We start from the raw sequence: 25541 nt of genomic DNA on the forward strand, positions 1-25541 counted from the left end.
AAGGCGGGCCCGGACGATGAAAACAGTTCTCTGCTATGGCGACAGTCTGACCTGGGGCTACGATGCCGCGGATGGCGGTCGTCATGCGTTTGCCGATCGCTGGCCGAGCGTCTTGCAGAAGGCGCTAGGTTCGGACGTTCAGGTCATCGCCGAGGGACTGAACGGTCGCACGACCGCCTATGACGATCATCTCGCCGATTGCGACCGCAACGGCGCAAAGGTGCTGCCGACGGTGCTGCACAGCCATGCGCCGCTCGATCTGATCATTCTTCTTCTCGGCGCCAACGATATGAAGCCGGTGATCCACGGAACCGCTTTCGGCGCGGTGAAGGGCATCCAGCGTCTCGTCACGCTCGTGCGCCGGCATGACTGGCCGGTCGAAGACGAGGGTGGGCCAGAAATCCTGATCGTCTCGCCGCCGATGCTCTGCGAAACGGCCAATGCCGCCTTCGGCGCGATGTACGCCGGCGGTGTCGAGCAGTCGGCGATGCTGGCACCGCTCTATCGCGATCTCGCCGACGAACTCGATTGCGGCTTCTTCGATGCCGGATCGGTCGCTCAGACCACGCCGCTCGATGGTGTGCATCTCGATGCCGAGAATACGCGTGCGATCGGCCGGGGTCTCGAACCGGTCGTGCGGATGATGCTTGGGGTCTAGGGATGGTGGGGGGCGTCACCATTCGTCCGGCGGAAAAGCGCGAGGCGGCCGAGCTCGCCATCCTCGTCGATATCGCCGCGCATGGCTTTGCCTCCTGGCTCTGGTACGGCGCCGTTCTTCATGGGGTGACGGATACGGCCTTCGAGCGTGGCCGCAACAAGCTGCGCGAAGAGCCCGGGCCTGGAAACTGGCGCGACGCTCTCGTTGCTGACGTTGATGATGAGGTTGCCGGCCTGACGGTCGGTTATTCGATCGGTCCGGAAGTGCTGGAGATCGTTCCCAAGCATCCGGTTCTGGAACCCTTGCTGGCACTGCAGAGGCAGATCGTCGGTCACTGGTTCATCGAGAGCCTCGGCGTCTATCGCCATCAGCGCCGCCGCGGAATCGGCAGCGCGCTCCTGGCAAAGGAATTCGAACGCGCCGGATCGGCGCCGGTGAGCCTGATCACCGAAAGCCACAACGACAGGGCCCAGGCATTATACAGAGCAAACGGTTTCGGCGAGGCAGCGCGCGCCGGGGCGGTTCCGCTCTTTGAGGAAAGCAAGAAACACGACTGGGTGCTGTTCACCCGCAAGGTCGCTTGAGACAAAGGCAGGAAACATATGGCTGAGAATTACGACGTCATCGTCATCGGTTCGGGTCCAGGGGGCTATATCGCCGCCATCCGTGCGGCGCAGTTGGGTCTCAAGACCGCGGTCGTCGAGCGCGAGCATCTGGCCGGCATCTGCTCCAACTGGGGCTGCATCCCGACCAAGGCGCTGCTGCGCTCCGCCGAAGTGCTGCACTACGCCCAGCATCCGGGTGCCTATGGCGTCAAGATCGAAGGCACGGTAACGCCGGACCTGAAGGCGATCGTCGCACGCTCGCGCGGCATTGCCGAACGCATGAACGGCGGCGTCGGCTTCCTGATGAAGAAAAACAAGGTCGACGTGATCTGGGGCGAGGCGAAGCTGACGAAGCCCGGCGAGATCGTCGTCGGTAAATCGACGAAGCCGGTCGTCCAGCCGCAGGCGCCGCTGCCGAAGAACACCAAGGGCGAGGGCACCTACACCGCCAAGCACATCATCATCGCGACCGGCGCCCGGCCGCGCGCGCTTCCGGGCATCGAGCCCGATGGCAAGCTGATCTGGACCTATTTCGAGGCGATGAAGCCTGAGGAAATGCCGAAGTCGCTGCTGGTCATGGGCTCGGGCGCGATCGGCATCGAGTTCGCCTCGTTCTACCGCACCATGGGCGTTGACGTAACGGTTGTCGAAGTTATGTCGACCGTGATGCCGGTCGAGGACGCCGAAATATCCGGCGTTGCCAAGAAGCAGTTCGAAAAGCAGGGCATGAAGATCCATCTCGAAGCCAAGGTGACGAAGGTCGAGAAGGGCGCGAACTCGATCACAGCCCATGTGGAGATGAAGGACGGCAAGGTCGAAAAGATCACCGCGGACCGGATGATCTCCGCCGTCGGCGTGCAGGCCAATGTCGAAAATATCGGTCTTGAGGCCCTCGGCGTGAAGACCGATCGCGGCTTCATCGCCATCGATGGTTACGGCAAGACCAACGTGCCGGGCATCTACGCCATCGGTGACGTCGCCGGCCCGCCGATGCTCGCCCACAAGGCCGAGCACGAGGCCGTGATCTGCGTCGAAAAGATCGCCGGCCTGCCGAATGTGCACCCGATGGACAAGCTGAAGATCCCGGGCTGCACCTATTGCCATCCGCAGGTCGCCTCCGTCGGCCTCACCGAAGCCAAGGCCAAGGAATTGGGCCGCGAGATCCGCGTCGGCCGCTTCCCCTTCGTTGCCAACGGCAAGGCAATCGCGCTCGGCGAGGACCAGGGTCTCGTCAAGACCATCTTCGATAAGAAGACCGGTGAGCTGCTCGGCGCCCATATGGTCGGGGCCGAAGTCACCGAGCTCATCCAGGGCTTCGTCGTCGCGATGAACCTCGAGACGACAGAAGAAGACCTGATGCACACGATCTTCCCGCATCCGACGATTTCGGAGACGATCAAGGAAAGCGTGCTCGACGCCTACGGCCGCGCGCTCAACGCCTAGAGCCCCGTATAATTCCTTAGATCGACATCGATTTAAGGACAAAATTATACGGCATTCAAAGGGTTACAGCGACCTTTGCGCGTCCTTCGAGACGCGCGGCGCTGTATCCTCGCCGGAACTTTTGATAGGCTTCGGCATTGAGAATGGCCTCGTTTTCAATGCACGGAGATCAAAATGAGCGTGAACGGCGTCGGCATTCTGGCTGCGATCATCATCGGCGGTTTGGCCGGGTGGCTCGCGGAGAGGTTCATGAGCAGCGAGATGGGTCTGTTCATGAACATACTGCTCGGCATCATCGGCGCGGTGGTGCTGAATTTCATCCTGGCGGCCTTCGGCATGGCTTTTGCCGGCTGGGTCGCCTATCTGGTCATCGGCTTTATCGGCGCCTGCCTGCTGATTGCCGTTGGTCGCGCCGTCAAACGATAGCCTGCCGGGCCATTTGCGCTTCCGTCGGGCGAGACGGCCTGACATTTCCCGTCGGGCCGTCTATATAGAGCGAAAATGGGTCATCCGGCCTGATGCCGGCCCGCCGCGACGAGGAAGACAGTATGGTAACGGTATTCGATGCCGTCTCTGACCGGGCGCAACGCGTCCGCCACCCGGAAAAGGCCCACAAGCCCGACACCGAAGTGATGCGCAAGCCGGAGTGGATCCGCGTCAAGGCGCCGATGTCCAAGGGATATCAGGAGACGCGTTCGATCGTGAAGAGCAACAAGCTCGTCACTGTTTGCGAAGAAGCGGGCTGCCCGAACATCGGCGAATGCTGGGACAAGAAGCACGCCACCTTCATGATCATGGGCGAGATCTGTACCCGCGCATGCGCCTTCTGCAATGTCGCGACCGGCAAACCAAATGCGCTCGATCTCGAAGAGCCGGCGAACATTGCCAAGGCCGTCAAGCAGATGGGCCTCAGCCACGTCGTCATCACCTCCGTCGACCGAGACGACCTGGAAGATGGCGGCGCCGAGCACTTCGAGAAGGTGATCTGGGCGATCCGCGAAGCGTCACCGGCGACGACCATCGAAATCCTGACGCCGGACTTCCTGAAGAAGCCGGGTGCACTGGAGCGCGTCGTCGCTGCCAAGCCTGACGTCTTCAACCACAATATGGAAACCGTACCGGGCAACTATCTGACGGTCCGTCCGGGTGCGCGCTACTTCCACTCCGTCCGCCTGTTGCAGCGCGTGAAGGAGCTGGATCCGACGATGTTCACCAAGTCCGGCATCATGGTCGGCCTCGGCGAAGAGCGCAACGAAGTGCTGCAGCTGATGGACGACCTGCGCACCGCGGATGTCGACTTCCTGACGATCGGCCAGTACCTGCAGCCGACGCGCAAGCACCACAAGGTCGAGAAGTTCGTGACCCCCGAGGAGTTCAAGTCCTACGAGACCGTCGCCTACACCAAGGGCTTCCTCATGGTCTCCTCGAGCCCGCTGACGCGCTCGTCGCACCATGCCGGCGACGACTTCGCCCGCCTCAGGGCAGCGCGTGAGAAGAAGCTGCAGGCTGCCGAGTAAGACGGAAACAGGTTCTCAAAAAACGATCGGCTCCGGCGCTTGCGCCGGAGTTTTTGTTTTGGGGAGGGCGTCGGAGCGACATCGGGCTGCGCGCGCAAAGCTTGCATCCTCCCGTTCAATCACCTAACGGCTGTCTCTGGAGGACGCGAGCCGATGCCGCGATACGTGAGCAACTGGGACGAGGCGGTGTCGCATCTCGAAAGCGCGCAACGCATTCTGGTAATAGGCTGTTCCGGCAGCGGCAAGAGCACGCTTTCCCGGCAACTGTCCGAGCAGTTCGGTTTGCCGCATCTGGCGATGGATCGGGAATTCTTCTGGTTGCCGGGGTGGAAGCTGCGGCCGAGGCAGGAAATGCTTGCCCTGATCTCGAAGGCTGCGGCTGGCGAACGCTGGATCATGGATGGTACCAGTCCGAAGACGCTGCCGCTCCGCTTGCCACGCACACACGTGGTGATCTGGATGCGGCCGCCGCGCTGGGTTTCGCTGCGCGGTGTGCTCTGGCGCTGGTTCGCCCATTGGAAAAAGACCCGCCCGGATATGGCCGATGATTGTCCGGAGAAGGTCGATCTCGATTTCCTTCGCTACATCTGGAACTTCGAGCGCAGGGATGCGGTTGAGATCGAGGCGCAGCTGGCCGGCCATGCCAACCTGCCGGTTCTCGTGTTGAAATCGCACGCGGAAACGGCGTTACTACTTGCGAAGATAAGGCGGGGCGACTAGCTCTCGATCATGCCGCATTTCGAAACCAACCATGTCGTCAAGCATACCGCGGACCAGATGTTCGATCTGGTTGCCGATGTCGAGCACTATCCCGCATTCCTGCCGCTCTGCGAGGCACTGACGGTGCGCACGCGCAAGGAGCGCGACGGCAAGGTGTTGCTGCTGGCCGACATGACCGTCGGCTACAAGGCGATCCGCGAGACTTTCACGACGCAGGTGCTGTTGAACAAGGCCGAGCGCGCGATCGAAGTCAAATACATCGACGGGCCGTTCAAATATCTCGACAACCGCTGGCGCTTCGAACCCGCGGGCGAGGGGCAGTCGATCGTGCATTTCTACATCGACTACGAGTTCAAGAGCCGCATTCTCGGCGCGTTGATGGGATCGATGTTCGACCGCGCCTTCCGCATGTTCTCCGACGCCTTCGAAAAGCGCGCCGACAGCATCTATACGGCCTGAGCGATTTCCATGAGCATGTCGAGCGCGGTGCGGACGGTCGCAAGCCGGATGCCGCTGCGGCCGATATCACCATAGCGCATCTCCCGGTGCAGCATCGCGCCGTTTCGCCCGGATGCCGCAAGGTGCACGAGCCCGACCGGCTTTTCAGCCGAACCGCCGCTGGGACCGGCAATGCCGGTGACGGCAACGGCGAAATCCGCTGCCGAATGCGAGAGGGCGCCACGCGCCATCTCAATTGCTGTCTCCCGCGAAACGGCGCCATGGGCCGCAAGTGTTGCGGTCTCGACGCCAAGCATCGCTACCTTCGCTTCGTTGGAGTAGGTGACGAAACCGCGATCGACGACCGCGGACGAACCGGAAATCTCGGTCAGCGCCCCGGCGATCAGGCCGCCGGTGCAGGATTCGGCGGTGGCGACTTTGAGGTCCCGCGCCGTGAACTTGGCGATGATCTCACCGGCTTTGACTTCGATATCGGCGGGCCACATTACGAAAGGCTCCCATAGACGACGGTCGCCGTGGCGATGGCGGCAATGCCTTCATCGCGGCCCACGAAGCCGAGGCGTTCGTTCGTCGTTGCCTTGACCGAGCAGCGGTCGAGCGAGATGCCGAGCATGTCTGCAAGGTTCTCGCGCATCGTCAGCCGATGCGGGCCGACCTTCGGCGCCTCGGCGATCAGCGAGATGTCCGCATTGGTGATGATGCCGCCGCGCTCGCGCACGATCCGTGCGGCATGTTCAAGGAAGATGCGCGACGGCGCGCCCTTCCATCGCGGGTCGGAAGGCGGGAAATGGTCGCCGATGTCGCCGGCGCCACAGGTGGCAAGCAGCGCGTCGGTGAGCGCATGCAGCGCCACATCGGCATCGGAGTGGCCAGAGAGTTTTTTCGTGTGCGGAATGAAGACGCCACAGAGCGTGACGCCGTCTCCTTCGATGAGCTGGTGTACGTCGTAGCCGTTGCCGGTGCGCACATCCGGCAGGGTGGTGCGCGTGAGTTTCTCGTCGGCCATGGCGATATCCCTTCTCAGCGTAAGCTTGACGTTGTCGACCGTGCCCTCGACGAGGACGACCTTGAGACCGGCCCATTCGGCGATCGAGGCATCGTCGGTAAAATCGGTGCGGCCGCTCTTGGCTGCATCCCGGTGGGCGGCAAGAATGGCCGGAAGATCAAAGGTCTGCGGTGTTTGCGCGCCATAGAGACCGTCGCGTGGCACCGTCTCCAGTACGACGCCATCCTTGCCTGCGCGCTTCAGCGTGTCGGCGACGGCGACCGCCGGCAACGCGGCTTTGACCTCGCCACCGAGCGCCGCTGCGCAGCGCGAAAGCAACGGGTGATCGGCAAAGGGACGGACCGCATCGTGGATCATCACATGACCGACGCCAGTTTCAGCCAGGGCTTCGAGGCCGGCGAGCACGGAGATCTGCCGGGTCGCGCCGCCATGGACGATGATCACATCGCCGGCCACCGAGCGTTTGCGTGCGGCGTCGAACAGGGCCTCGTCGTCCGGATGGATGACGACGACGATCGGGCCGGCGCCCGGCCATGTCGCGAAAGTGTCAAGCGTATGGGCGATAACGGGGCGGTCGCCGATGGTTCGATACTGCTTTGGGCCTTCGGCGGACTGCCCGGCACGTTCGCCGCGTCCGGCCGCAACGATCACCACGCCGCACTTAAGCTGTTCTTGAGGCTGCATCTTCTGTATGAGGTCCCGCATTCGCCGATCTTCGCGGTGATGTACCGCGAAGGGTCGCGCTTTGCCAGCAGTTCTCGTTTCTTACGGCCACCTTGGCGCGTCTTGAAAGACGCGCGGCGCTGTAAACCGGGAAATTTGCGCAAGGCGCCGAAATCGCTTGGCAAGCCCGAGAACAATGTCTAAAAATAGTGCAGGAACAACATGTGCCTGAAAGATATGCATTTGCCAATTCCGGCTCTTTCGTCTCCGCTCCGGATCGGGACTATCGAACTGCGCAATCGCGTTGCGCTCGCCCCTATGTCCGGCGTTACCGATCTGCCGTTCCGGCGGCTTGCATGGCGTTATGGTGCCGGCTTCGTCGTGACCGAGATGGTTGCGAGCCGCGAACTGGTCGGCAATGCGTCTGAATCGTGGGCGCGGCTCAAGAACTCCGGCATCAAGCCGCATATCGTTCAGCTTGCCGGCCGTGAGGCCCATTGGATGGCGGAAGCCGCCAAGATAGCTGCAGACAATGGTGCCGATATCATCGACATCAACATGGGATGCCCGGCCAAGAAGGTGACGGGTGGCTACTCCGGCTCGGCACTCATGCGCGATCCCGATCACGCGCTGTCGCTGGTTGAGGCGACAGTCGATGCCGTCGAAGTGCCGGTGACGTTGAAGATGCGGCTTGGCTGGGACGAGAACTCGATCAACGCGCCGCTGATTGCCAAGCGCGCCGAAGACGCCGGGGTTAAGGCGATTACCGTGCACGGCCGTACACGCATGCAGTTCTACAACGGCAAGGCGGATTGGGATGCCATTCGCCCGGTCCGCGAGGTCATTACCGTCCCCCTGGTCGCCAATGGCGACGTGGAGACGATCGCCGACGCGCAAGAGATTCTCCGCCGGTCGGGCGCTGATGCCGTCATGGCCGGGCGTTCGTCGCAGGGGCGCCCGTGGCACGTCGGCTTTCTTGCCGGTGCCGTTGAGCACCCGTCGCAGGCGGAGATCGCCGATATCTTTGCGGAGCACTACGAAATGATGCTCGAATTCTATGGTGTCGACGTGGCCGTGCGGCACGCGCGCAAACATGTCGCCTGGTATCTTGACCGCTTTGCCCCTGATATCGCAGGCACGGAAAAGGCAGCGATCCTGACATCGACTGATGCCCGTTTCGTCTGCGACAGGGCAAGCGCCGTGATACTCGACGCGGCTCCGGCCAAGCTGGACGGCGAGGCGGTCGCGGAAGGAATGGCCGCATGACCGAGAAACCGAGCATTCCCGATACGGCCGCAAACGGTCTGTCGATGGCGGTTCTGAACGCCATTCAGAATCCGGTGATTCTGGTCGATGCCAATGGTTTGGTCGCGTTTGCCAACTGGGAAGCCGAATCGTTTTTCGGCGCGAGCGCCAATCATCTGGCGCGCCACAACATCAGCGCCTTCATCCCCTTCGGCAGCCCGCTCTTGACCCTGATCGAACAGGTGCGCGAGCGCAAGGCGCCGGTCAACGAGTATCGCGTCGACCTGAGTTCGCCGCGTCTCGGCGCCGACAAGCTCGTCGATCTCTATGTCGCCCCGGTCCTTTCCGAGCCGGGCTCGGTCGTCGTCGTCTTCCAGGAGCGCTCGATGGCCGACAAGATCGACCGGCAGCTGACCCATCGTGGTGCTGCCCGTTCGGTGACCGGGCTTGCCTCGATGCTGGCGCACGAAATCAAGAACCCGCTTTCGGGCATCCGCGGTGCCGCCCAACTGCTGGAAACCTCCGCCAATGACGAAGACAGGGCGCTGACGCGTCTGATCTGCGATGAGACCGACCGCATCGTCTCGCTGGTCGATCGCATGGAGGTGTTTTCCGACGAGCGCCCCGTGGATCGCGTGCCGCTGAACATCCATTCGGTGCTCGACCATGTGAAGGCGATCGCCAAGGCAGGCTTTGCCCGATACATCAAGTTTGCGGAGAACTACGATCCGTCTCTGCCGCCCGTCTATGCCAACCGCGACCAACTGGTTCAGGTGTTCCTTAACCTGATCAAGAATGCGGCCGAAGCGATCGGCGACCGCAGCGATGGCGAGATCGTGCTGACGACGGCCTACAGGCCGGGTATCCGCCTGTCGGTCGCCGGGACTCGCGAGAAGATCTCGCTGCCGCTGGAATTCTGCGTGCACGACAATGGACCGGGCGTGCCGTCCGACCTGCTGCCGCTGCTCTTCGATCCTTTCATTACCACCAAGACCAACGGTTCCGGCCTGGGGCTGGCGCTGGTCGCCAAGATCATCGGTGCCCATGGCGGCATCGTCGAATGCGACAGCCAGCAGAACCGCACCACTTTCCGTGTCCTGATGCCGGCCTCCAAAGGCCAGGCAGCGGATGAAGACGACATGCCGATGACAAAAGGAAGCCTTGCATGACGGGTGCCACGATCCTCGTTGCGGATGACGATGCCGCCATTCGCACCGTGCTGAACCAGGCGCTGAGCCGCGCCGGCTACGATGTCCGCATCACCTCCAATGCGGCGACGCTCTGGCGCTGGATCGCGGCGGGCGACGGCGATCTTGTCGTGACCGACGTTGTCATGCCCGACGAGAATGCCTTCGATCTCCTGCCGCGCATCAAGAAGGCGCGCCCCGATCTGCCGGTGCTGGTCATGAGTGCCCAGAACACCTTCATGACGGCGATCAAGGCTTCGGAGAAGGGTGCCTACGACTATCTGCCGAAGCCCTTCGACCTGACCGAATTGATCGGCATCATCGGCCGGGCGCTGTCGGAGCCCAAGCGCCGGCCGGCCAAGCTCGACGACGACACCCAGGACGGCATGCCGCTGGTTGGCCGTTCGGCGGCGATGCAGGAAATCTACCGGGTGCTGGCGCGCCTGATGCAGACGGACCTGACGCTGATGATCACCGGCGAGTCCGGCACCGGCAAGGAGCTCGTCGCCCGCGCGCTGCACGATTATGGCAAACGCCGCAACGGTCCGTTCGTGGCGATCAACATGGCGGCGATCCCGCGCGATCTGATCGAATCGGAGCTTTTCGGCCACGAGAAGGGCGCCTTCACCGGTGCCCAGGTGCGCTCGACCGGTCGTTTCGAACAGGCCGAGGGCGGCACGCTCTTCCTCGATGAAATCGGCGACATGCCGATGGACGCACAGACCCGCCTGCTGCGCGTCCTGCAGCAGGGCGAATACACGACCGTTGGCGGCCGCACGCCGATCCGTTCGGACGTGCGCATCGTGGCGGCGACCAACAAGGACCTGAAGCAATCGATCAATCAGGGCCTGTTCCGCGAAGACCTCTATTACCGCCTCAACGTCGTGCCGCTGCGTCTGCCGCCGCTACGTGACCGGGCGGAGGATATTCCGGATCTCGTTCGTCACTTCGTCCAGCAGGCCGAAAAGGAAGGGCTCGACGTCAAGCGCTTCGATCATGAAGCGCTGGAACTGATGAAGGCGCATGCCTGGCCGGGCAACGTGCGCGAGTTGGAAAACCTGGTGCGGCGCCTGACGGCACTTTATCCACAGGACGTGATCACCCGCGAGATCATCGAAAACGAGTTGCGTTCCGAGATACCGGACAGCCCTATCGAAAAGACCGCGGCGCGGCCCGGATCGCTCACCATTTCGCAGGCCGTCGAAGAAAACATGCGCCAGTATTTCGCAAGCTTCGGCGAAGCTTTGCCTCCGGCCGGCCTTTACGATCGAGTGCTTGCCGAAATGGAGTATCCGCTGATCCTTGCGGCGCTCACCGCAACCCGTGGTAACCAGATCAAGGCGGCCGATTTGCTCGGCCTCAACCGTAACACGCTGCGCAAGAAAATCCGCGAACTCGGCGTTTCAGTCTATCGCAGCTCACGCAGCGCTTGACTTGGACACGGCCACCGTTGCATTTTCGCCACAATGCGTTGCTTGAACGTGTGACGATCGCCCAATCGCGTGTCGTTGCCGTCTCGTTCAATCGATTTGACCCAATTGATTGACTGGGGGGGCAACGCGGCAGCCCATTTGGGCGGCGAGGTCAACCTTTGACCAGAGAATGCTAGCAAGTGATGCCGTCGCCGGCTGGCGCCGGTTGGGGGAACGCTTTTCATGGTGGACGCAATGGCCTTGCCGCTGGGCACAGATGAGGGACTCGCGGCGCAGGACCGGCGCGCGTCCTTTGCCCTGCCGGGGCTGATGCTGGCGACCGGTGCCTTGATCTGCGCCACTGTCTCGCTGCTCGTCCTCCTCGGATTGACGCCGATACGGCTCGAGCGAAATGTCGTCATCGCCTGCGCTGCCATCAACAGCCTGTTCGTCGTTGGCCTGATCTATCTGATCGCCCGCGAAATCCTGCGGCTGCTACGCGCCCGACGCAAAGGCCGCGCCGCCGCGCGCCTTCACGTGCGCATCGTTGCGCTGTTTTCGATCGTGGCGATCACGCCTGCGGTTCTTGTCGCGATTTTTGCCAGCATCACGCTCGACGTCGGCCTCGATCGCTGGTTTTCGCTGCGGACGCAGGCGATCGTCCGCTCGTCGATCAACGTCGCCCAGGCCTATGTGCTCGAAAATGCGAGCTATCTGCAGGGCCAGACCGTGTCGATGGCGAACGACCTCGAACGCAACCGGCAGCTCTACAGCCTCGACCGCACCGGTTTCACGGAACTCATGACCCGCCAGGCGCGCGGTCGCGGCATGCTTGGCGCATTCCTGGTTCGTGCTGATGGCAGCGCGATAATTCAGGCCAACATCTCCACGGACCGTCCGCTGCCCTCCATTCCGCCGGACGCACTGAAAAGCTCGGTATCCGGTCAGCCGACGCTGATTCCGCCAGGGGTCACCAACCTTGTCGGGGCTGTCATTCCGCTCGACGACATTCCGGGCACCTATCTCTACACGGTTCGCAATGTCGATCCGGAAGTGATGCGCTCGCTGCGGCTGATGGAAGAGAACACGGCCGAGTACAAGATGCTTGAGGCCGGTCGAACCTTCACGCAGATCGCCTTCGGTGTTCTCTATATCGGGTTTGCGCTCATCGTTCTCCTGGCTGCGATCTGGACCGCAATCGCGGTTGCCGACCGGATCGTCCGGCCCATTCGCCAGTTGATCGGCGCTGCCGACAGTGTCGCCTCCGGCAATCTCGATGTCGTCGTGCCGGTCCGTGCCGTCGACGGCGACGTTGGTAACTTGTCGCGCACGTTCAACAAGATGGTCTCGGAAATCCGCAGCCAGCAGGAACAGATCCTGGAGGCCAAGGACGAAGTCGACCATCGCCGTCGTTTCATCGAGGCTGTTCTTTCAGGCGTGACGGCGGCGGTGATCGGTGTCGGGCGCGATCGACAGATCACCATCGTCAACTCGTTTTCCGAAGAGTTCCTGAAGAAGGCGGCGCCTGAGCTCCTCGGCGCGGACCTGCGCACGGTGGCGCCGGAAGTCGAAGAGGTTCTGGTGGAGGCCGAAAGCCGCCATCGCAACGACTACCGCAAGCAGATCAATATCATGCGCGGCGGAACCGAGCGGACGCTTAACGTTCAGGTGACGCGCGAAGAGGGTGGCGAAGCGAACGAATCCTACGTCATCACCATCGACGACATTACCGACCTCGTCATCGCCCAACGCTCGACGGCCTGGGCCGATGTGGCGCGCCGCATCGCGCACGAGATCAAGAACCCGCTGACGCCGATCCAGCTCTCCGCCGAACGCCTGAAGCGCCGTTATGGCAAGCAGATCAACCAGGAAGACAAGGCTATCTTCGACCAGTGCACCGATACGATCGTGCGCCAGGTGGAAGACATCGGCCGCATGGTCGACGAGTTCTCGGCTTTTGCGCGCATGCCGAAGCCGACCAAGGAGAAGGCGGATCTCCGCGCGATCCTGAAGGATGCCGTGTTCCTGCGCGAGATGGGCAACAATCACATCGAATTCGTGCGGGACCTCGGTGAAGAGCCGCTCGAGGGCATGTTCGACGGGCGAATGCTCGGCCAAGCCTTTGGCAATATCGTCAAGAACGCGGTCGAATCGATCGAAGCGGTGCCGGCCGATGCGGTGCGCGGCCATCCGAGGATTGTCGCACGAGCACGAACCGACGTGGCAACGGGTCGCTTTGTCGTCGATATCATCGACAACGGCAAGGGGCTGCCGACGGAGAACCGACACAGGATTCTGGAGCCATACATGACGATGCGCGAGAAGGGCACGGGCCTGGGACTCGCCATCGTCAAGAAGATCATTGAGGACCATGGCGGACAATTGGAGTTGCACGACGCGCCAGCCGATTTTGACGGCGGTGTCGGGGCGATGATCCGCGTGGTCCTGCCGCCTGCCGGAGAAACCGGGGGCGAAGACAGTTTGAAGGATAAGGGTGCGAGCGATGGCCGCTGATATTCTGGTTGTGGACGATGAGGAAGATATCCGCGAGATCGTCTCGGGTATCCTCTCTGACGAAGGGCACGAAACCCGCACCGCCTTCGACAGCGACAGTGCGCTGGCGGCGATCAGCGATCGCGTGCCGCGCCTGGTCTTCCTCGATATCTGGATGCAGGGAAGCCGGCTCGACGGCCTGGCGCTGCTCGATGAGATCAAGGGGCGCTATCCGGACCTCCCCGTCGTCATGATTTCCGGTCACGGCAATATCGAGACCGCCGTCAACGCCATCAAGCGTGGCGCCTACGATTTCATCGAGAAGCCCTTCAAGGCCGACCGGCTGATCCTGATTGCCGAGCGGGCGCTGGAAAACTCGAAGCTCAAGCGTGAAGTCTCGGAGCTGAAGAAGAAGTCCGGCGATCCGGTCGAACTGATCGGGACGTCGGTTGCCGTGTCGCAGCTTCGTCAGACGATCGAGAAGGTCGCGCCGACCAACAGCCGCATCATGATCCAGGGGCCGTCAGGATCGGGCAAGGAACTGGTCGCGCGGATGATCCACCGCAAGTCGACGCGGTCGACCGGTCCTTTCGTGGCGCTGAACGCGGCGGCAATCACGCCGGACCGCATGGAAATTGCGCTGTTCGGAACCGAGGGAACGCCGGGACAGCCACGCCGCACTGGTGCGCTCGAGGAAGCCCATGGCGGCATCCTCTATCTCGACGAAATCGGCGAGATGCCGCGCGAGACGCAGAACAAGATTCTGCGGGTGCTCGTCGACCAGCAGTTCGAGCGTGTCGGCGGTACCAAGCGCGTCAAGGTCGATGTCCGGATCATCTCCTCGACCGCCTACAATCTCGAAAACATGATCTCCGAGGGCCTGTTCCGCGAAGACCTGTTCCACCGGCTTGCCGTCATTCCGGTGCGCGTGCCGGCGCTCGCCGAGCGGCGCGAGGATATTCCGTTCCTCGTCGACATGTTCATGCGCCAGGTCAGCGAACAGGCCGGCATTCGTCCGCGCAAGATCGGCGACGATGCCCTGGCCGTGCTCCAGGCCCACGACTGGCCCGGCAACATCCGCCAGCTTCGCAACAACATCGAGCGCCTGATGATTCTTGCCCGCAGCGACGGTCCGGACACGCCGATTTCCGCAGACATGCTGCCGACGGAGGTGGGCGATACGCTGCCGAAGATCTCCGCGCAGGGCGACCAGCACATCATGACGTTGCCGTTGCGCGAGGCTCGCGAAATGTTCGAGCGTGATTATCTGATCGCGCAGATCAACCGATTCGGGGGTAATATTTCGCGCACGGCGGAATTTGTCGGAATGGAGCGGTCGGCGCTGCATCGCAAGCTCAAATCGCTGGGCGTCTGAGGCATTTTTCCGGCCATCGCGGCAGTGCTCCCAGCTGAAAGTACGACATGAAGGTAGTCATTTGTGGTGCGGGCCAGGTGGGGTACGGCATTGCCGAGCGGCTCGCGCAGGAAGATAACGACGTATCGGTGATCGATACCTCGGCGACGCTGATTGCCAACATCACCGAGAGCCTCGACGTGCGCGGCTATGTCGGCCACGGTGCGCATCCGGATGTGCTGGCCAGGGCCGGCGCCGACCAGGCCGACATGCTGATTGCCGTCACGCTCTCCGACGAGGTCAATATCGTCGCCTGTGAAGTGGCCCATGCGATCTTCAACGTGCCGACGAAGGTCGCGCGCATCCGGGCGCAAAGCTATCTCGCGCCCGAGTATTCGAACCTGTTTTCACGTGAGAACGTGCCGATCGACGTCACCATCTCGCCCGAAGTCGAGGTTGGGCGGCTGGTGCTGCGCCGTATTTCCTTTCCCGGCGCGATCGACGTCGTGCGTTTCGCCGAAGATCGTATCGCCATGGTCGCCTTCGAGTGCCTGGAAGATTGCCCGGTCGTCGGCACGCCGCTCCAGCAGCTGAGCGAACTGTTCCCCGATCTGCTTGCAACAGTTACCGGCATCTTCCGCAACGGCAAGGTCATGGCGCCGCATTCGGATGACCAGCTGCAGGCCGGCGATATCGCCTATGTCGTTTGCGACCGGGACCACGCCCGCCGGACCTTGGCGCTCTTTGGCCATGAGGAGCAGGAAGCGCGGCGCATCATCATCTTCGGTGGCGGCAATGTCGGCTACTTCGTTGCCAAGGCCATCGAGGAGCATCAGCCGCGGACCCGGGTGAAACTGATCGAAAGCGATCGCGACCGGGCGGTGGTGATGGCGGATAAGCTGAGCAACACGGTTGTGCTCAACGGTTCGGCGATGGATCAACGGATTCTGGCCCAGGCTGACGTTCAGGATGCCGATCTCGTGGTGGCGCTGACCAACAACGACCAGATCAACATTCTCGGCAGCATGATGGCGAAGCGGCTGGGCGCCAAGTCGACGCTGGTGCTGATCAACGAACCGTCCTATCAGGATTTTGCCGGCACGGCTGGCGTCGACGCCTATGTGAACCCACGTGCCGTTACCATCTCGCGCGTGCTGCAGCATGTCCGCAAGGGGCGCATTCGCGCGGTCTATGCGGTGCAGAAGGGCATGGCCGAGGTGATCGAGGCCGAAGCGTTGGAAACCTCGCCGCTGGTTGGCAGGGCCCTGCGTGACCTCGATCTTCCCGAAGGCATCCGCATCGGTGCACTCTATCGCGACAAGACGTTTATTCGTCCGGACGGCAATACAAAGATCAAGGCGAAGGACCGTGTCGTGCTCTTTGCCACCGCCGATGCCGTACGGCACGTCGAACAGCTTTTCCGCGTCAGCATCCAGTACTTCTAGGGCCGAGATCCATGCCGAGAATTGCCTATGTCAACGGTGCCTACGTGCCGCATGCCGACGCCGGCATCCATATCGAAGACCGCGGTTATCAATTTGCGGACGGCGTCTACGAAGTCTGCGAGATACGCCATGGTTACATCGTCGATCTCAACCGGCATCTCGATCGCCTCGACCGTTCGCTTCGTGAACTGCGCATCGACCGGCCGATGAGCCGGGCGGCGCTCGTGCATGTGATTCGAGAGGTGGTTCGGCGCAACCGGGTCCGGAATGGTCTGTTCTATATCCAGGTCACGCGCGGCGTGGCGCGCCGTGACCATGTGTTTCCGGCCAAGGAGACGATGCCGACGATCGTGGTGACGGCGAAGCGCATCGATGCCGAGGCCATCGCCAAAAAAGCGACGCATGGGATCGCCGCGATCACCGTACCGGAAAACCGCTGGGACCGGGTGGACATCAAGTCCGTCGGGCTCCTTCCCAACGTGCTCGCCCGCCAGAAGGCGAAGGAGGAGGGTGCCCAGGAGGCAATTTTCGTCGATGCCGATGGCACGGTGAAGGAGGGCGCCGCGACCAATGTCTGGATCGTCGATGGCGACGGAACCCTGCGCACGCGTCCGGCCGAGCACGGAATCCTGAAGGGTATCACCCGCACCACCCTGATGGATGTGGCGGGGCCACTTGGGCTCAAGGTCGAGGAGAGAGCGTTCTCGGTCGAGGAAATGCTCGCGGCGCGCGAGGTCTTCATTACCGCTGCCACCAGCATCTGCTTTCCGGTGATTTCGGTGGACGGCAGGCCGATCGGCAATGGGCATCCGGGAAGCATAGCACAGAATATTCGTGAAGCCTTTTTCGGCGTTGCGGAAAAGACATTGATTTGATACCAAACTTAAAGAGGTGTCGGGGAAGGTACTTGTGGCGCCTCTGATTGCAGATATCGACAAAAATGCACCGGCGCGAAACGCCGGCAAATAAGAAAGAAGCGGCGCGATGGCGGAACGTTCTCAAAACTTGCAGGATCTCTTTCTCAACACGGTCCGCAAGCAAAAGATTTCATTGACAATTTTTCTTATCAACGGTGTCAAGCTCACCGGCGTCGTGACGTCTTTTGATAATTTCTGCGTCCTGTTGCGTCGCGATGGCCACTCGCAACTGGTCTACAAGCACGCAATCTCGACCATCATGCCCGGCCAGCCGCTGCAGATGTTCGAGAACGAAGAAGCTGCATCCTGACGGGACGTTAGGCACATTACCAAGCGGGATTCAAAGTCGTCGTCGATCATTCCGGAGCTCGAGAAGCTCCGCGACGACATGCGCGCGGTTGTCATCGTTCCGGTCTTGAAGAAGACCGGAAGGCAGTCCGCAGACATCCTCTCGACTACAACGACGCGTACCGACGAAAGTCGCCTTGAAGAGGCGACCGGTCTGGCGATGGCGATCGATCTGGAAGTCGTGCATGGCGCCATCGTTCCGGTGTCGCAGCCCAAGCCAGGCACGCTGCTCGGCAGCGGCAAGATCGAGGAAATCGGTCACATCCTCGTCGAGCTCGATGCTGGCCTGGTGATCGTCGACCATCCCTTGACGCCGGTGCAGCAACGCAACCTCGAAAAGGAATGGAACGCCAAGGTCATCGACCGGACCGGCCTCATTCTGGAGATTTTCGGTCGCCGCGCCTCCACCAAGGAAGGCACGCTGCAGGTCGATCTCGCCCATCTCAATTACCAGAAAGGGCGCCTGGTTCGAAGCTGGACCCACCTTGAGCGTCAGCGCGGTGGTGGCGGCTTCATGGGCGGTCCGGGTGAAACCCAGATCGAGGCGGACCGGCGCTTGCTGCAGGACCGCATCGTCAAGCTCGAGCGCGAGCTGGAGCAGGTCCGCCGCACCCGGCAGTTGCACCGTTCCAAGCGCAAGAAGGTGCCGCATCCGATCGTCGCTCTCGTCGGCTATACCAACGCCGGCAAGTCCACGCTTTTCAATCGCATGACCGGGGCGGGCGTTCTGGCCGAGGACATGCTGTTTGCGACGCTCGATCCGACACTTCGGCGCTTGAAGCTGCCGCATGGCCGCATGGTCATCCTCTCCGACACGGTCGGGTTCATTTCCGATCTGCCGACGCACTTGGTCGCCGCCTTCCGTGCGACGCTTGAAGAGGTGCTGGAAGCGGACCTGATCCTGCATGTGCGCGATCTCTCCGACCCGGACAACCAGGCGCAGGCAAGTGATGTACTTCGCATTCTCGCCGATCTCGGCATCGACGAGAAGGAAGCCTCCGAACGGCTCATCGAGGTCTGGAACAAGATCGACCGGCTCGATACCGAATCGCGTGAGGCGCTGCAGAGCAAGGCGGCAACCTCGGGCAATACGGTCGCCGTTTCCGCCATCACCGGTGAGGGCGTCGATGAGCTGCTAGGCGAAATTGGTCGCCGCCTGTCAGGCGTGCTGACCGAATGCACCGTCGTGCTCGGCATCGATCAGCTGCAGCTTCTGCCCTGGGTCTATCAGCACGCCATCGTCGATGGCCGTGAGGACCTGGAGGACGGGCGTGTGAGCCTTGAACTCAGGCTGACCGAAAACGAGGCCGCCGATCTGGAACGCCGTCTCGGAAACGGGCCAAAGCCGGTTGAGGAAGACTGGTAAGCCTGCGCTTCCGATTCGCTCACTGTTGACCTCAGCTTTCGCGCGAGGGAACGCATAGGATATATGCGTTCCCGATTGCCTTAGCCGAGTTGCCGCTCGATCGCCTTCGCCGCCTGCCAAAGCTCTTCCATCCGCTCGAGCGTCGCGCCATCCAGCGTCTCGCCGGCGTCGCCGAGTTCGCGCTCGATATGGGCGAAGCGGCGGCGGAACTTGGTGTTGGTTCCGCGAAGGGCCATTTCCGGATCGGTCCCGACATGACGGCCGATATTAACCACCGCAAAAATCAGGTCGCCCAGTTCATCGCTGACCTTGGCGCGGTCCTTTTCGCGCAGCGCCTGGCGCAATTCGCCGATCTCTTCCTCGATCTTATCGAGAATAGGCTCGGGCTCCGACCAATCGAAACCGACCTTGGCAGCCCGTTCCTGCAGCTTTAGGGCCTCGACCAGTGCCGGAAACGAGCGCTGGACCGAGCCGAGATGGCTTGCGGCGGAGTCCGGAAGAAGGCCGCGCTTAGCGCGCTTTTCCTGCCGCTCAGCCTTTTCGGCCTGCTTGATCTCGTCCCACTGCAACTTGACCGCTTCAGGCGTATCGGCCTCGGAGCGGGCAAAGACATGCGGATGGCGGCGGATCATCTTGCGCGTCACCGCTTCGACGACGTCGCCAAAGGCAAAGTCGCCGGCTTCCTCCGCCATCCGGGCATGGAACACCACCTGCAGCAGCAGATCGCCGAGTTCGTCGCAGAGGTCGTGCATGTCGCCGCGCTCGATGGCATCGGCAACCTCATAGGCTTCCTCGATCGTGTAGGGTTTGATCGTCTCGAAGGTCTGGACGATGTCCCAGGGGCAACCGGTTTCCGGCTGCCGGAGCGCGGCCATGATATCGAGCAGGCGTTTTATATCGCGTGAAGGTTCCATGGATCTCAGTTCAGCGGAATGGCGTTGTGATCCTTGCCCGACTGGTAGTTGTCGGAAAGGCTCTGGTAGCGGGCGCGAATGCGCGAATCTTGTTCGGCGAGCCGCGCCTTGGTCACGGGGTCGGCATCCCTGACGAGCGCGGCGATCGAGGCCGAATGCCAGAAGGCGTTGTCCTGTGCATAGCCACCCGGCTCCAGCCGGAAGACTTCCTTCAGGATCTTGAGATCATGCGGGATCGCGAAGCTGTCGCGGGAATCCTCATGGCTGAAAAAGTAATAGAAATTGTCGAACCCGGCCCAGGTGATGGCCGAAAGACACATGGAGCAGGGCTCGTGCGTCGACAGAAAGATGAGGTCGCGGGTATCGGGCTTTTCCGCCATCTCGTAGAAACGCTTGAGCATGTGGACCTCGCCATGCCAGAGCGGATTTTCCGTCTCATTGTTGGTTTCGGCCAGCACCAACGACAGATCGGATTTGCGCAGAATCGCGGCGCCGAACACCTTGTTTCCGGCAGCGACACCCTTTTCGGTGAGCGGCAGGATATCCTGCTCGATTACGGTCAAAAGCCGTTCGGCGAGGTCCGATTGGGTCATGTCTTGCATCTCCGGCGGGTCAGTGACCGCATTTAACGGAGGTTGCCCCCGCCGCGCAATGGCTGCGGAAGGGCAGGCGTTTTGGTGACCTCGGAGATATTTGCTCAAAATGATGCACCGCCGAGCAAAACAATACGTGCCCGGAAAGGCAATGAAATTTCTGTTCCTTCAAATGTCGTGCCCCATGCGGGATATTCGGCGCAGCCTGTAGAAGGAACCGTTTGCCAGACCATGACGCAGCAGCTCGCCGTTTTCCCAGCATTCTTTCGCGTTGCGCAGAAGCGCGTGGCGGTGTTCGGCAATGGCGACGAGGCCTTTGCGAAGGTGCGGCTGCTGTTGAATACCGAAGCGTCTCTCGTCGTCTTTGCCGACGAGCCTGAAGCGGATTTTGCACAGTATCTGCGCGACCGCGGCGTTGAACATGTTCGGGCTGCCTTCGCAGCCGAGCAGCTTGACGGCGCCATCCTCGTCTTCGCTGCAACCGGCGACGCCGCGGAGGATCGCCGTATTGTCACTGCCGCGCGCGATCGCAAGATCCCGGCCAACGCCGTCGACCAGCCCGACTATTGCGATTTCTTCACCCCCGCGCTCGTCAACCGCGCGCCGGTCGCCGTTGCCATCGGTACGGAAGGTGCGGGCCCGGTGCTCGCGCAGATGATCCGCGCCCAGATCGATCAGCTTCTTTCGCCGTCGCTCGGAGTCGTCGCCTCGCTCGCGGCAAGCTACCGCGAGGCGGTTGATCGCCTGGTGCCGCGTGGCGTGGCGCGTCGGCTCTTCTGGCGCCGGTTCTTCCAGGGGCCGGTTGCCGATAAGGTCGCCGGCGGTGATCTGGCCGCTGCCCGCCGTGAGGTTTCACGTCTGCTCGATGCGCCCGAGAAGGCGCCGGGCCACGTGTGGCTCGTTGGCGCCGGTCCGGGTGCCGAAGACCTGTTGACCCTGCGCGCCCAGCGCGTGTTGATGGAAGCCGATGCGATCGTCTATGACGCGCTGGTACCGCAGGCGATCGTCGATATGGGCCGCCGTGACGCCGAGCGTCTCTCTGTTGGCAAGCGCAAGGGCTGCCACACTAAGTCTCAAGGTGAGATCAACCAGTTGCTCGTGACGCTCGCGGCCGAAGGCAAGCGCGTGGTTCGGCTGAAATCCGGGGATCCCCTGGTCTATGGCCGCGCTGGTGAGGAAATGGCTGCCCTCCGCGAAGCCGGTATCAGCTACGAGATCGTCCCGGGCATCACCTCCGCCTTCGCCGCTGCCGCTGATTTCGAACTGCCGCTGACGCTTCGGGGTGTCGCATCGTCGCTGGTCTTCACGACAGGTCACGATCTGACTGGCGAGGTCCTACCCGATTGGGCGCGGCTTGCCGTTTCTGGCGCGACGATCGCTGTCTATATGGGTCGCACGGTCGCGGCCTCCGTCGCCGAGCGTCTGATGCAGGCGGGTCTGCCTGCGGAAACCACGGTCGCGGTGATCGAGAATGCCAGCCGCGCGGATCGTCGCCTGCTGCATGGCACGCTCAAGGACCTTCCGGACCTGGAAAACCGGACTGAGCTTTCGGGTCCCGTCATGGTCATCATCGGCGACGCCGTCGCAGGCGCCAACTTCGAGCGGTCCGAGCCGCTGGTCGTCGGCAAGGCACGCGATGCCAAGAGAATCGTTGAAGTCGCCCTGGGGCGTAACGAACAGATTTTGAACTGAGGAAGAGGTCATGGTGAGCAAGGTTTTGACGGCAAACAGGCTTTCGGACGGCATTTCCGTCTGGCTGGATGCTGCGGGCAACTGGGTCGAATCGCTTCAGGATGCCTTCATCGCCCGCCATGCTGAGGCCGTGACGGCGCTCGAAGCCACCGGCAAACAGGCTTTCGACGACAACAAAGTCGTCGATGCCAATGTGGTCGACGTCGAAGAGGTCAACGGCACGCTTCGCCCGCTGCGCATGCGCGAGCGCATTCGTGCCGAAGGCCCGTCGATCCCCTATGCTGCCGGCTACAACGGCCTGGCCGGCCCGAAACACGCTGCCTGAGGAACCGATAACCGATGTACCGTTACGATGAATTCGATCATTCCTTCGTTTCCTCCCGCGTCGAGCAGTTTCGCGACCAGGTTGAGCGCCGCTTGAGCGGCGAGCTCGCCGAAGATGCCTTCAAGCCGTTGCGCCTGATGAACGGTGTCTACCTGCAGCTTCATGCCTATATGCTGCGCGTCGCCATTCCCTATGGCACGCTGTCGAGCCGCCAGATGCGCATGCTTGCCCATATCGCGCGCAAGTATGACCGCGGCTACGGCCACTTCACCACGCGCCAGAACATCCAGTACAACTGGCCGCGCCTGTCGGACACGCCGGATATCCTGCAGGAACTGGCAAGCGTCGAGATGCACGCGCTTCAGACCTCCGGCAATTGCATCCGCAATGTTACCGCCGATCACTTCGCGGGTGCGGCTGCCGATGAAGTTGCCGATCCAAGGCCTTACGCCGAGATCCTCAGACAATGGTCGAGCGTGCATCCGGAGTTTTCGTTCCTGCCGCGCAAGTTCAAGATTGCCGTGACCGGTGCCGAGCGCGACCGCGCCGCGATCCAGGTCCACGATATCGGCCTCCACCTGAAGAAGGACGAGAACGGCCGCATCGGCTTTGCCGTCTATGTCGGCGGTGGCCAGGGCCGCACGCCGATGATCGCCAAGAAGATCCGCGACTTCCTGCCGGAAGAGGACCTGCTGTCCTATACGACGGCGATCATGCGCGTGTACAACCTGCATGGCCGTCGCGATAACAAGTACAAGGCGCGCATCAAGATCCTCGTGCACGAAACCGGTGCCGAGGAGCTGTCGCGTCAGGTCGAAGTCGAGTTCGCGGCGTTGAAGGACACCGAGCTCAAGCTGCCGGAAACCGACATTCAGGCAATCTCCACCTACTTCGCGCCGCCCGCCCTCGAAAACCGCGCCGAGGGCTGGGAAAGCCTTGCACGCTGGAAGAAAACCGATACGGACTTTGCCCGCTGGGTGCAGCAGAACGTGCAGCCGCACAAGCACCCGGACTACGGCATGGTGACGATCTCGCTGAAGCCGATCGGCGGCATTCCGGGTGACGCCAGCGACGCGCAGATGGATGCCGTTGCCGATATCGCCGAGGAATATGCCTTCGACGAAATCCGCGTCAGCCATGAGCAGAACCTCATCCTGCCGCATGTGGCACTGGCCGATCTTGAACCGGTCTACCGTGCGCTCGTTGCCGCCGGTCTCGCCACCGCCAATGCCGGCCTGATCACGGACATCATCGCCTGTCCCGGGCTGGACTATTGCGCGCTCGCCAATGCGCGCTCCATTCCGGTGGCCCAGGAGATTTCGACCCGCTTCGGTTCGCCCGAGCGCCAGGCCGAGATCGGCGAGCTGAAGATCAAGATCTCCGGCTGCATCAACGCCTGCGGTCATCACCATGTCGGCCATATCGGCCTGCTCGGCGTCGAGAAAAAGGGTGCGGAACTTTATCAGATCACGCTCGGCGGCTCCGGCGACGAGAACACGTCCATCGGCGAGATCATCGGCCGCGGCTTTGAGCCGGAGAAGGTGACCGACGCGGTGGAGACGATCGTCGACACCTATCTGGGACTGCGCCGCGACAGGCAAGAGACCTTCCTCGAAGCCTATCGCCGCGTCGGCCCGCAACCCTTCAAGGACGCGCTCTACGGCAGTGCGCAGGAAGCTGCCTGAGGCGCAAGGAACGAACATGACGAAAATCTGGAAGGAAACCGGCTTCGTGGGCGATGATCCCTGGATCATCGAGACCGAGGAAACAAAGGCAGGCTCGAACGAGAAGGCGATCGTCGGCCTCGACGCATTCCTCGCCAAGGTGGAGACGAGCGACGAAACCGGCCTCGGCGTGGTGATAGCACCGGCGGACGACGTGACGAAGCTCGCGCCGCATCTCGATCGCATCGCCCTGGTGGCGGTGGCGTTCCCGGCCTTCAACGACGGCCGCGCCTTCAGCCATGCGTCGCTGCTGCGTTCGCGGCTCGGCTTCGGCGGTGAGGTGAGAGCGGTTGGCGACGTGTTGATCGACCAGATTCCGCTGATGCTGCGCTGTGGTGTCGACAGCTTTGCGGTCAGCAATGCGACGGCTCTTAAGCGCCTAGCAGAGGGACGCCTGCCGGGCATCGCCGTGCACTACCAGCCGACGGCAAAGCCTTCCGCCGACGCGAAATCCTATAGCTGGCGGCGGGTTTCTTAAGTCTCGATCAGCCGCGACAGTGTGAAGCACGCGGAAATCCCCGAAAGCGACTATATTTGGAAGGGATTTCCTTCCCATTGCGCGTGGCTTGGAATATCCGATCATTGTTGATAAACAGGGTCATCATTACAGGACTTTAGCCAGATGAATGCTCCGGCAAAAACGGAAGATTTCGCGATCCAGGCACCGGCAGGCGTTTACGTCGAGACGGTGACGAGCGTTGAGCACTATACGGATCGGCTCTTCCGCTTCCGCATGACCCGCCCTGCCGAATTCCGCTTCCGCTCGGGCGAATTCGCGATGATCGGCCTGATGGTCGGCGACAAGCCGGTCTATCGCGCCTATTCGATCGCCAGCCCTGCCTGGGACGAAGAGCTGGAGTTCTTCTCGATCAAGGTGCCGGATGGCCCGCTGACCTCGCATCTGCAGGGGATCAAGCCCGGCGATAAGGTGCTGATGCGCAAGAAGCCGACCGGCACGCTGGTGCTCGATGCGCTGGTTCCCGGCCGAAGGCTCTACATGTTCTCGACCGGCACCGGCATTGCGCCTTTCGCAAGCCTGATCCGTGATCCGGAAACCTATGAGAAATTCGAGGAAGTGATCCTCACCCATACCTGCCGCGACGTAGCCGAGCTGAAATACGGCTTCGACCTCGTCGAGGAGATCCGCAACCACGAGTTCCTGAACGAGATCGTCGGCGACAAGCTGCGCCACTATGCGACAGTCACGCGCGAGGACTATCCGTTCAAGGGCCGCGTCACTGACCTGATGGTCAACGGCAAGTTCTTCTCCGATCTCGGCCTGCCGCCGCTTGATCCGGCGATCGATCGCGGCATGATTTGCGGCTCGACGGCGATGCTGAAGGACACCAAGGAAATCCTCGAAGCTGCGGGCTTGACCGAAGGCGCCAACAACAAGCCGGCCGAATTCGTGATCGAGCGGGCCTTCGTCGGCTGATCCTTTTTTGTGCAGTCTTA

At 62.0% G+C, this 25541-nt stretch carries 25 protein-coding genes; 21 read left to right on the top strand and 4 right to left on the bottom strand.

From position 1 onward, the window contains the following. Positions 1-16: 16 nt before the first annotated feature. From ASE60_RS32135 to ASE60_RS32165, 7 genes are all read left to right on the top strand, one after another. Complete coding sequence (locus ASE60_RS32135; protein ID WP_057255660.1) at positions 17-658, top strand: SGNH/GDSL hydrolase family protein; 642 nt, start codon at positions 17-19, stop codon at positions 656-658. A 2-nt stretch (positions 659-660) separates the two neighbouring features. Continuing rightward, positions 661-1242: an N-acetyltransferase gene (locus tag ASE60_RS32140; protein ID WP_057255662.1), complete on the top strand. Its 582-nt coding sequence runs from the start codon at positions 661-663 to the stop codon at positions 1240-1242. Positions 1243-1260: 18 nt separating this feature from the next. Beyond that, positions 1261-2706, top strand: a complete 1446-nt coding sequence (lpdA, locus tag ASE60_RS32145; RefSeq protein ID WP_057255664.1) for a dihydrolipoyl dehydrogenase — start codon at positions 1261-1263, stop codon at positions 2704-2706. Between the two features lie 174 nt (positions 2707-2880). Beyond that, positions 2881-3132, top strand: coding sequence for a GlsB/YeaQ/YmgE family stress response membrane protein (locus ASE60_RS32150; RefSeq protein ID WP_057255666.1), 252 nt, complete (start codon positions 2881-2883; stop codon positions 3130-3132). Positions 3133-3254: 122 nt separating this feature from the next. After that, on the top strand, positions 3255-4223 hold the full coding sequence (gene lipA, locus ASE60_RS32155) for a lipoyl synthase (RefSeq protein WP_057256065.1): 969 nt from the start codon (positions 3255-3257) through the stop codon (positions 4221-4223). Between the two features lie 153 nt (positions 4224-4376). After that, complete coding sequence (locus ASE60_RS32160; RefSeq protein WP_057255668.1) at positions 4377-4943, top strand: AAA family ATPase; 567 nt, start codon at positions 4377-4379, stop codon at positions 4941-4943. Between the two features lie 9 nt (positions 4944-4952). After that, positions 4953-5402, top strand: coding sequence for a type II toxin-antitoxin system RatA family toxin (locus tag ASE60_RS32165; RefSeq protein WP_057255670.1), 450 nt, complete (start codon positions 4953-4955; stop codon positions 5400-5402). Here the strand turns inward: ASE60_RS32165 and ASE60_RS32170 are convergent. Further along, complete coding sequence (locus tag ASE60_RS32170; protein WP_057255671.1) at positions 5390-5887, bottom strand: CinA family protein; 498 nt, start codon at positions 5885-5887, stop codon at positions 5390-5392. The genes ASE60_RS32165 and ASE60_RS32170 overlap by 13 nt on opposite strands. Continuing rightward, positions 5887-7092, bottom strand: a complete 1206-nt coding sequence (locus ASE60_RS32175; protein ID WP_348272252.1) for a bifunctional 2-C-methyl-D-erythritol 4-phosphate cytidylyltransferase/2-C-methyl-D-erythritol 2,4-cyclodiphosphate synthase — start codon at positions 7090-7092, stop codon at positions 5887-5889. The genes ASE60_RS32170 and ASE60_RS32175 overlap by 1 nt, the downstream gene beginning before the upstream one ends. A gap of 201 nt (positions 7093-7293) precedes the next feature. On the opposite strand from ASE60_RS32175, the gene dusB reads away from it, so the two are divergent. The 9 genes from dusB (at position 7294) to hflX (ending at position 18838) form a co-directional block, all read left to right on the top strand. Beyond that, positions 7294-8337 carry a tRNA dihydrouridine synthase DusB gene (gene dusB / locus ASE60_RS32180; RefSeq protein ID WP_057255674.1) on the top strand — a complete coding sequence of 348 codons (1044 nt, stop codon included), beginning with the start codon at positions 7294-7296 and terminating at the stop codon, positions 8335-8337. After that, entirely contained in the window at positions 8334-9485 is a 1152-nt protein-coding gene (locus tag ASE60_RS32185; RefSeq protein ID WP_057255676.1) for a nitrogen regulation protein NR(II), read from the top strand. Before dusB ends, ASE60_RS32185 begins: the two co-directional genes overlap by 4 nt. After that, a complete protein-coding gene (gene ntrC / locus ASE60_RS32190; RefSeq protein WP_057255678.1) occupies positions 9482-10936 on the top strand; it encodes a nitrogen regulation protein NR(I) in 1455 nt (484 codons plus the stop codon). Before ASE60_RS32185 ends, ntrC begins: the two co-directional genes overlap by 4 nt. Before the next feature lie 222 nt (positions 10937-11158). After that, positions 11159-13429, top strand: a complete 2271-nt coding sequence (locus ASE60_RS32195; protein ID WP_057255680.1) for a PAS domain-containing sensor histidine kinase — start codon at positions 11159-11161, stop codon at positions 13427-13429. Then, a complete protein-coding gene (ntrX, locus tag ASE60_RS32200) occupies positions 13419-14783 on the top strand; it encodes a two-component system response regulator NtrX (RefSeq protein ID WP_057255682.1) in 1365 nt (454 codons plus the stop codon). The genes ASE60_RS32195 and ntrX overlap by 11 nt, the downstream gene beginning before the upstream one ends. Before the next feature lie 47 nt (positions 14784-14830). Beyond that, complete coding sequence (trkA, locus tag ASE60_RS32205; protein ID WP_057255685.1) at positions 14831-16207, top strand: Trk system potassium transporter TrkA; 1377 nt, start codon at positions 14831-14833, stop codon at positions 16205-16207. 11 nt (positions 16208-16218) lie between these two features. Further along, positions 16219-17082, top strand: a complete 864-nt coding sequence (locus ASE60_RS32210) for a D-amino-acid transaminase (protein ID WP_057255686.1) — start codon at positions 16219-16221, stop codon at positions 17080-17082. A gap of 109 nt (positions 17083-17191) precedes the next feature. Further along, positions 17192-17434, top strand: coding sequence for an RNA chaperone Hfq (gene hfq, locus ASE60_RS32215; RefSeq protein WP_003535434.1), 243 nt, complete (start codon positions 17192-17194; stop codon positions 17432-17434). Between the two features lie 78 nt (positions 17435-17512). Beyond that, the gene (gene hflX / locus ASE60_RS32220) at positions 17513-18838 is read left to right on the top strand and encodes a GTPase HflX (protein ID WP_057255688.1); all 1326 of its coding nucleotides are present in this window, start codon (positions 17513-17515) and stop codon (positions 18836-18838) included. An 80-nt stretch (positions 18839-18918) separates the two neighbouring features. Here hflX and mazG read toward each other — a convergent pair whose 3' ends face one another. Both mazG and ASE60_RS32230 read right to left on the bottom strand, forming a co-directional pair. Further along, on the bottom strand, positions 18919-19752 hold the full coding sequence (gene mazG / locus ASE60_RS32225) for a nucleoside triphosphate pyrophosphohydrolase (RefSeq protein WP_057255690.1): 834 nt from the start codon (positions 19750-19752) through the stop codon (positions 18919-18921). Positions 19753-19757: 5 nt separating this feature from the next. After that, positions 19758-20345 carry a nucleoside deaminase gene (locus ASE60_RS32230; RefSeq protein WP_057255692.1) on the bottom strand — a complete coding sequence of 196 codons (588 nt, stop codon included), beginning with the start codon at positions 20343-20345 and terminating at the stop codon, positions 19758-19760. Between the two features lie 231 nt (positions 20346-20576). Here ASE60_RS32230 and cysG point away from each other — a divergent pair, with 231 nt between their 5' ends. The 5 genes from cysG to ASE60_RS32255 all read left to right on the top strand — a co-directional run bounded on the left by cysG (position 20577) and on the right by ASE60_RS32255 (position 25521). After that, entirely contained in the window at positions 20577-22037 is a 1461-nt protein-coding gene (cysG, locus tag ASE60_RS32235) for a siroheme synthase CysG (protein WP_057255694.1), read from the top strand. A 10-nt stretch (positions 22038-22047) separates the two neighbouring features. Beyond that, positions 22048-22362, top strand: a complete 315-nt coding sequence (locus ASE60_RS32240; RefSeq protein ID WP_057255696.1) for a DUF2849 domain-containing protein — start codon at positions 22048-22050, stop codon at positions 22360-22362. Between the two features lie 14 nt (positions 22363-22376). Next, positions 22377-24047: a nitrite/sulfite reductase gene (locus ASE60_RS32245; RefSeq protein ID WP_057255699.1), complete on the top strand. Its 1671-nt coding sequence runs from the start codon at positions 22377-22379 to the stop codon at positions 24045-24047. A gap of 16 nt (positions 24048-24063) precedes the next feature. After that, on the top strand, positions 24064-24564 hold the full coding sequence (locus ASE60_RS32250) for a DUF934 domain-containing protein (RefSeq protein ID WP_057255700.1): 501 nt from the start codon (positions 24064-24066) through the stop codon (positions 24562-24564). A 144-nt stretch (positions 24565-24708) separates the two neighbouring features. Continuing rightward, the gene (locus ASE60_RS32255) at positions 24709-25521 is read left to right on the top strand and encodes a ferredoxin--NADP reductase (RefSeq protein ID WP_057255702.1); all 813 of its coding nucleotides are present in this window, start codon (positions 24709-24711) and stop codon (positions 25519-25521) included. The last annotated feature ends 20 nt before the right edge of the window (positions 25522-25541 follow it).

Origin of the sequence: Ensifer sp. Root278, from assembly GCF_001429285.1 — a bacterium.
Lineage (GTDB): Bacteria > Pseudomonadota > Alphaproteobacteria > Rhizobiales > Rhizobiaceae > Ensifer.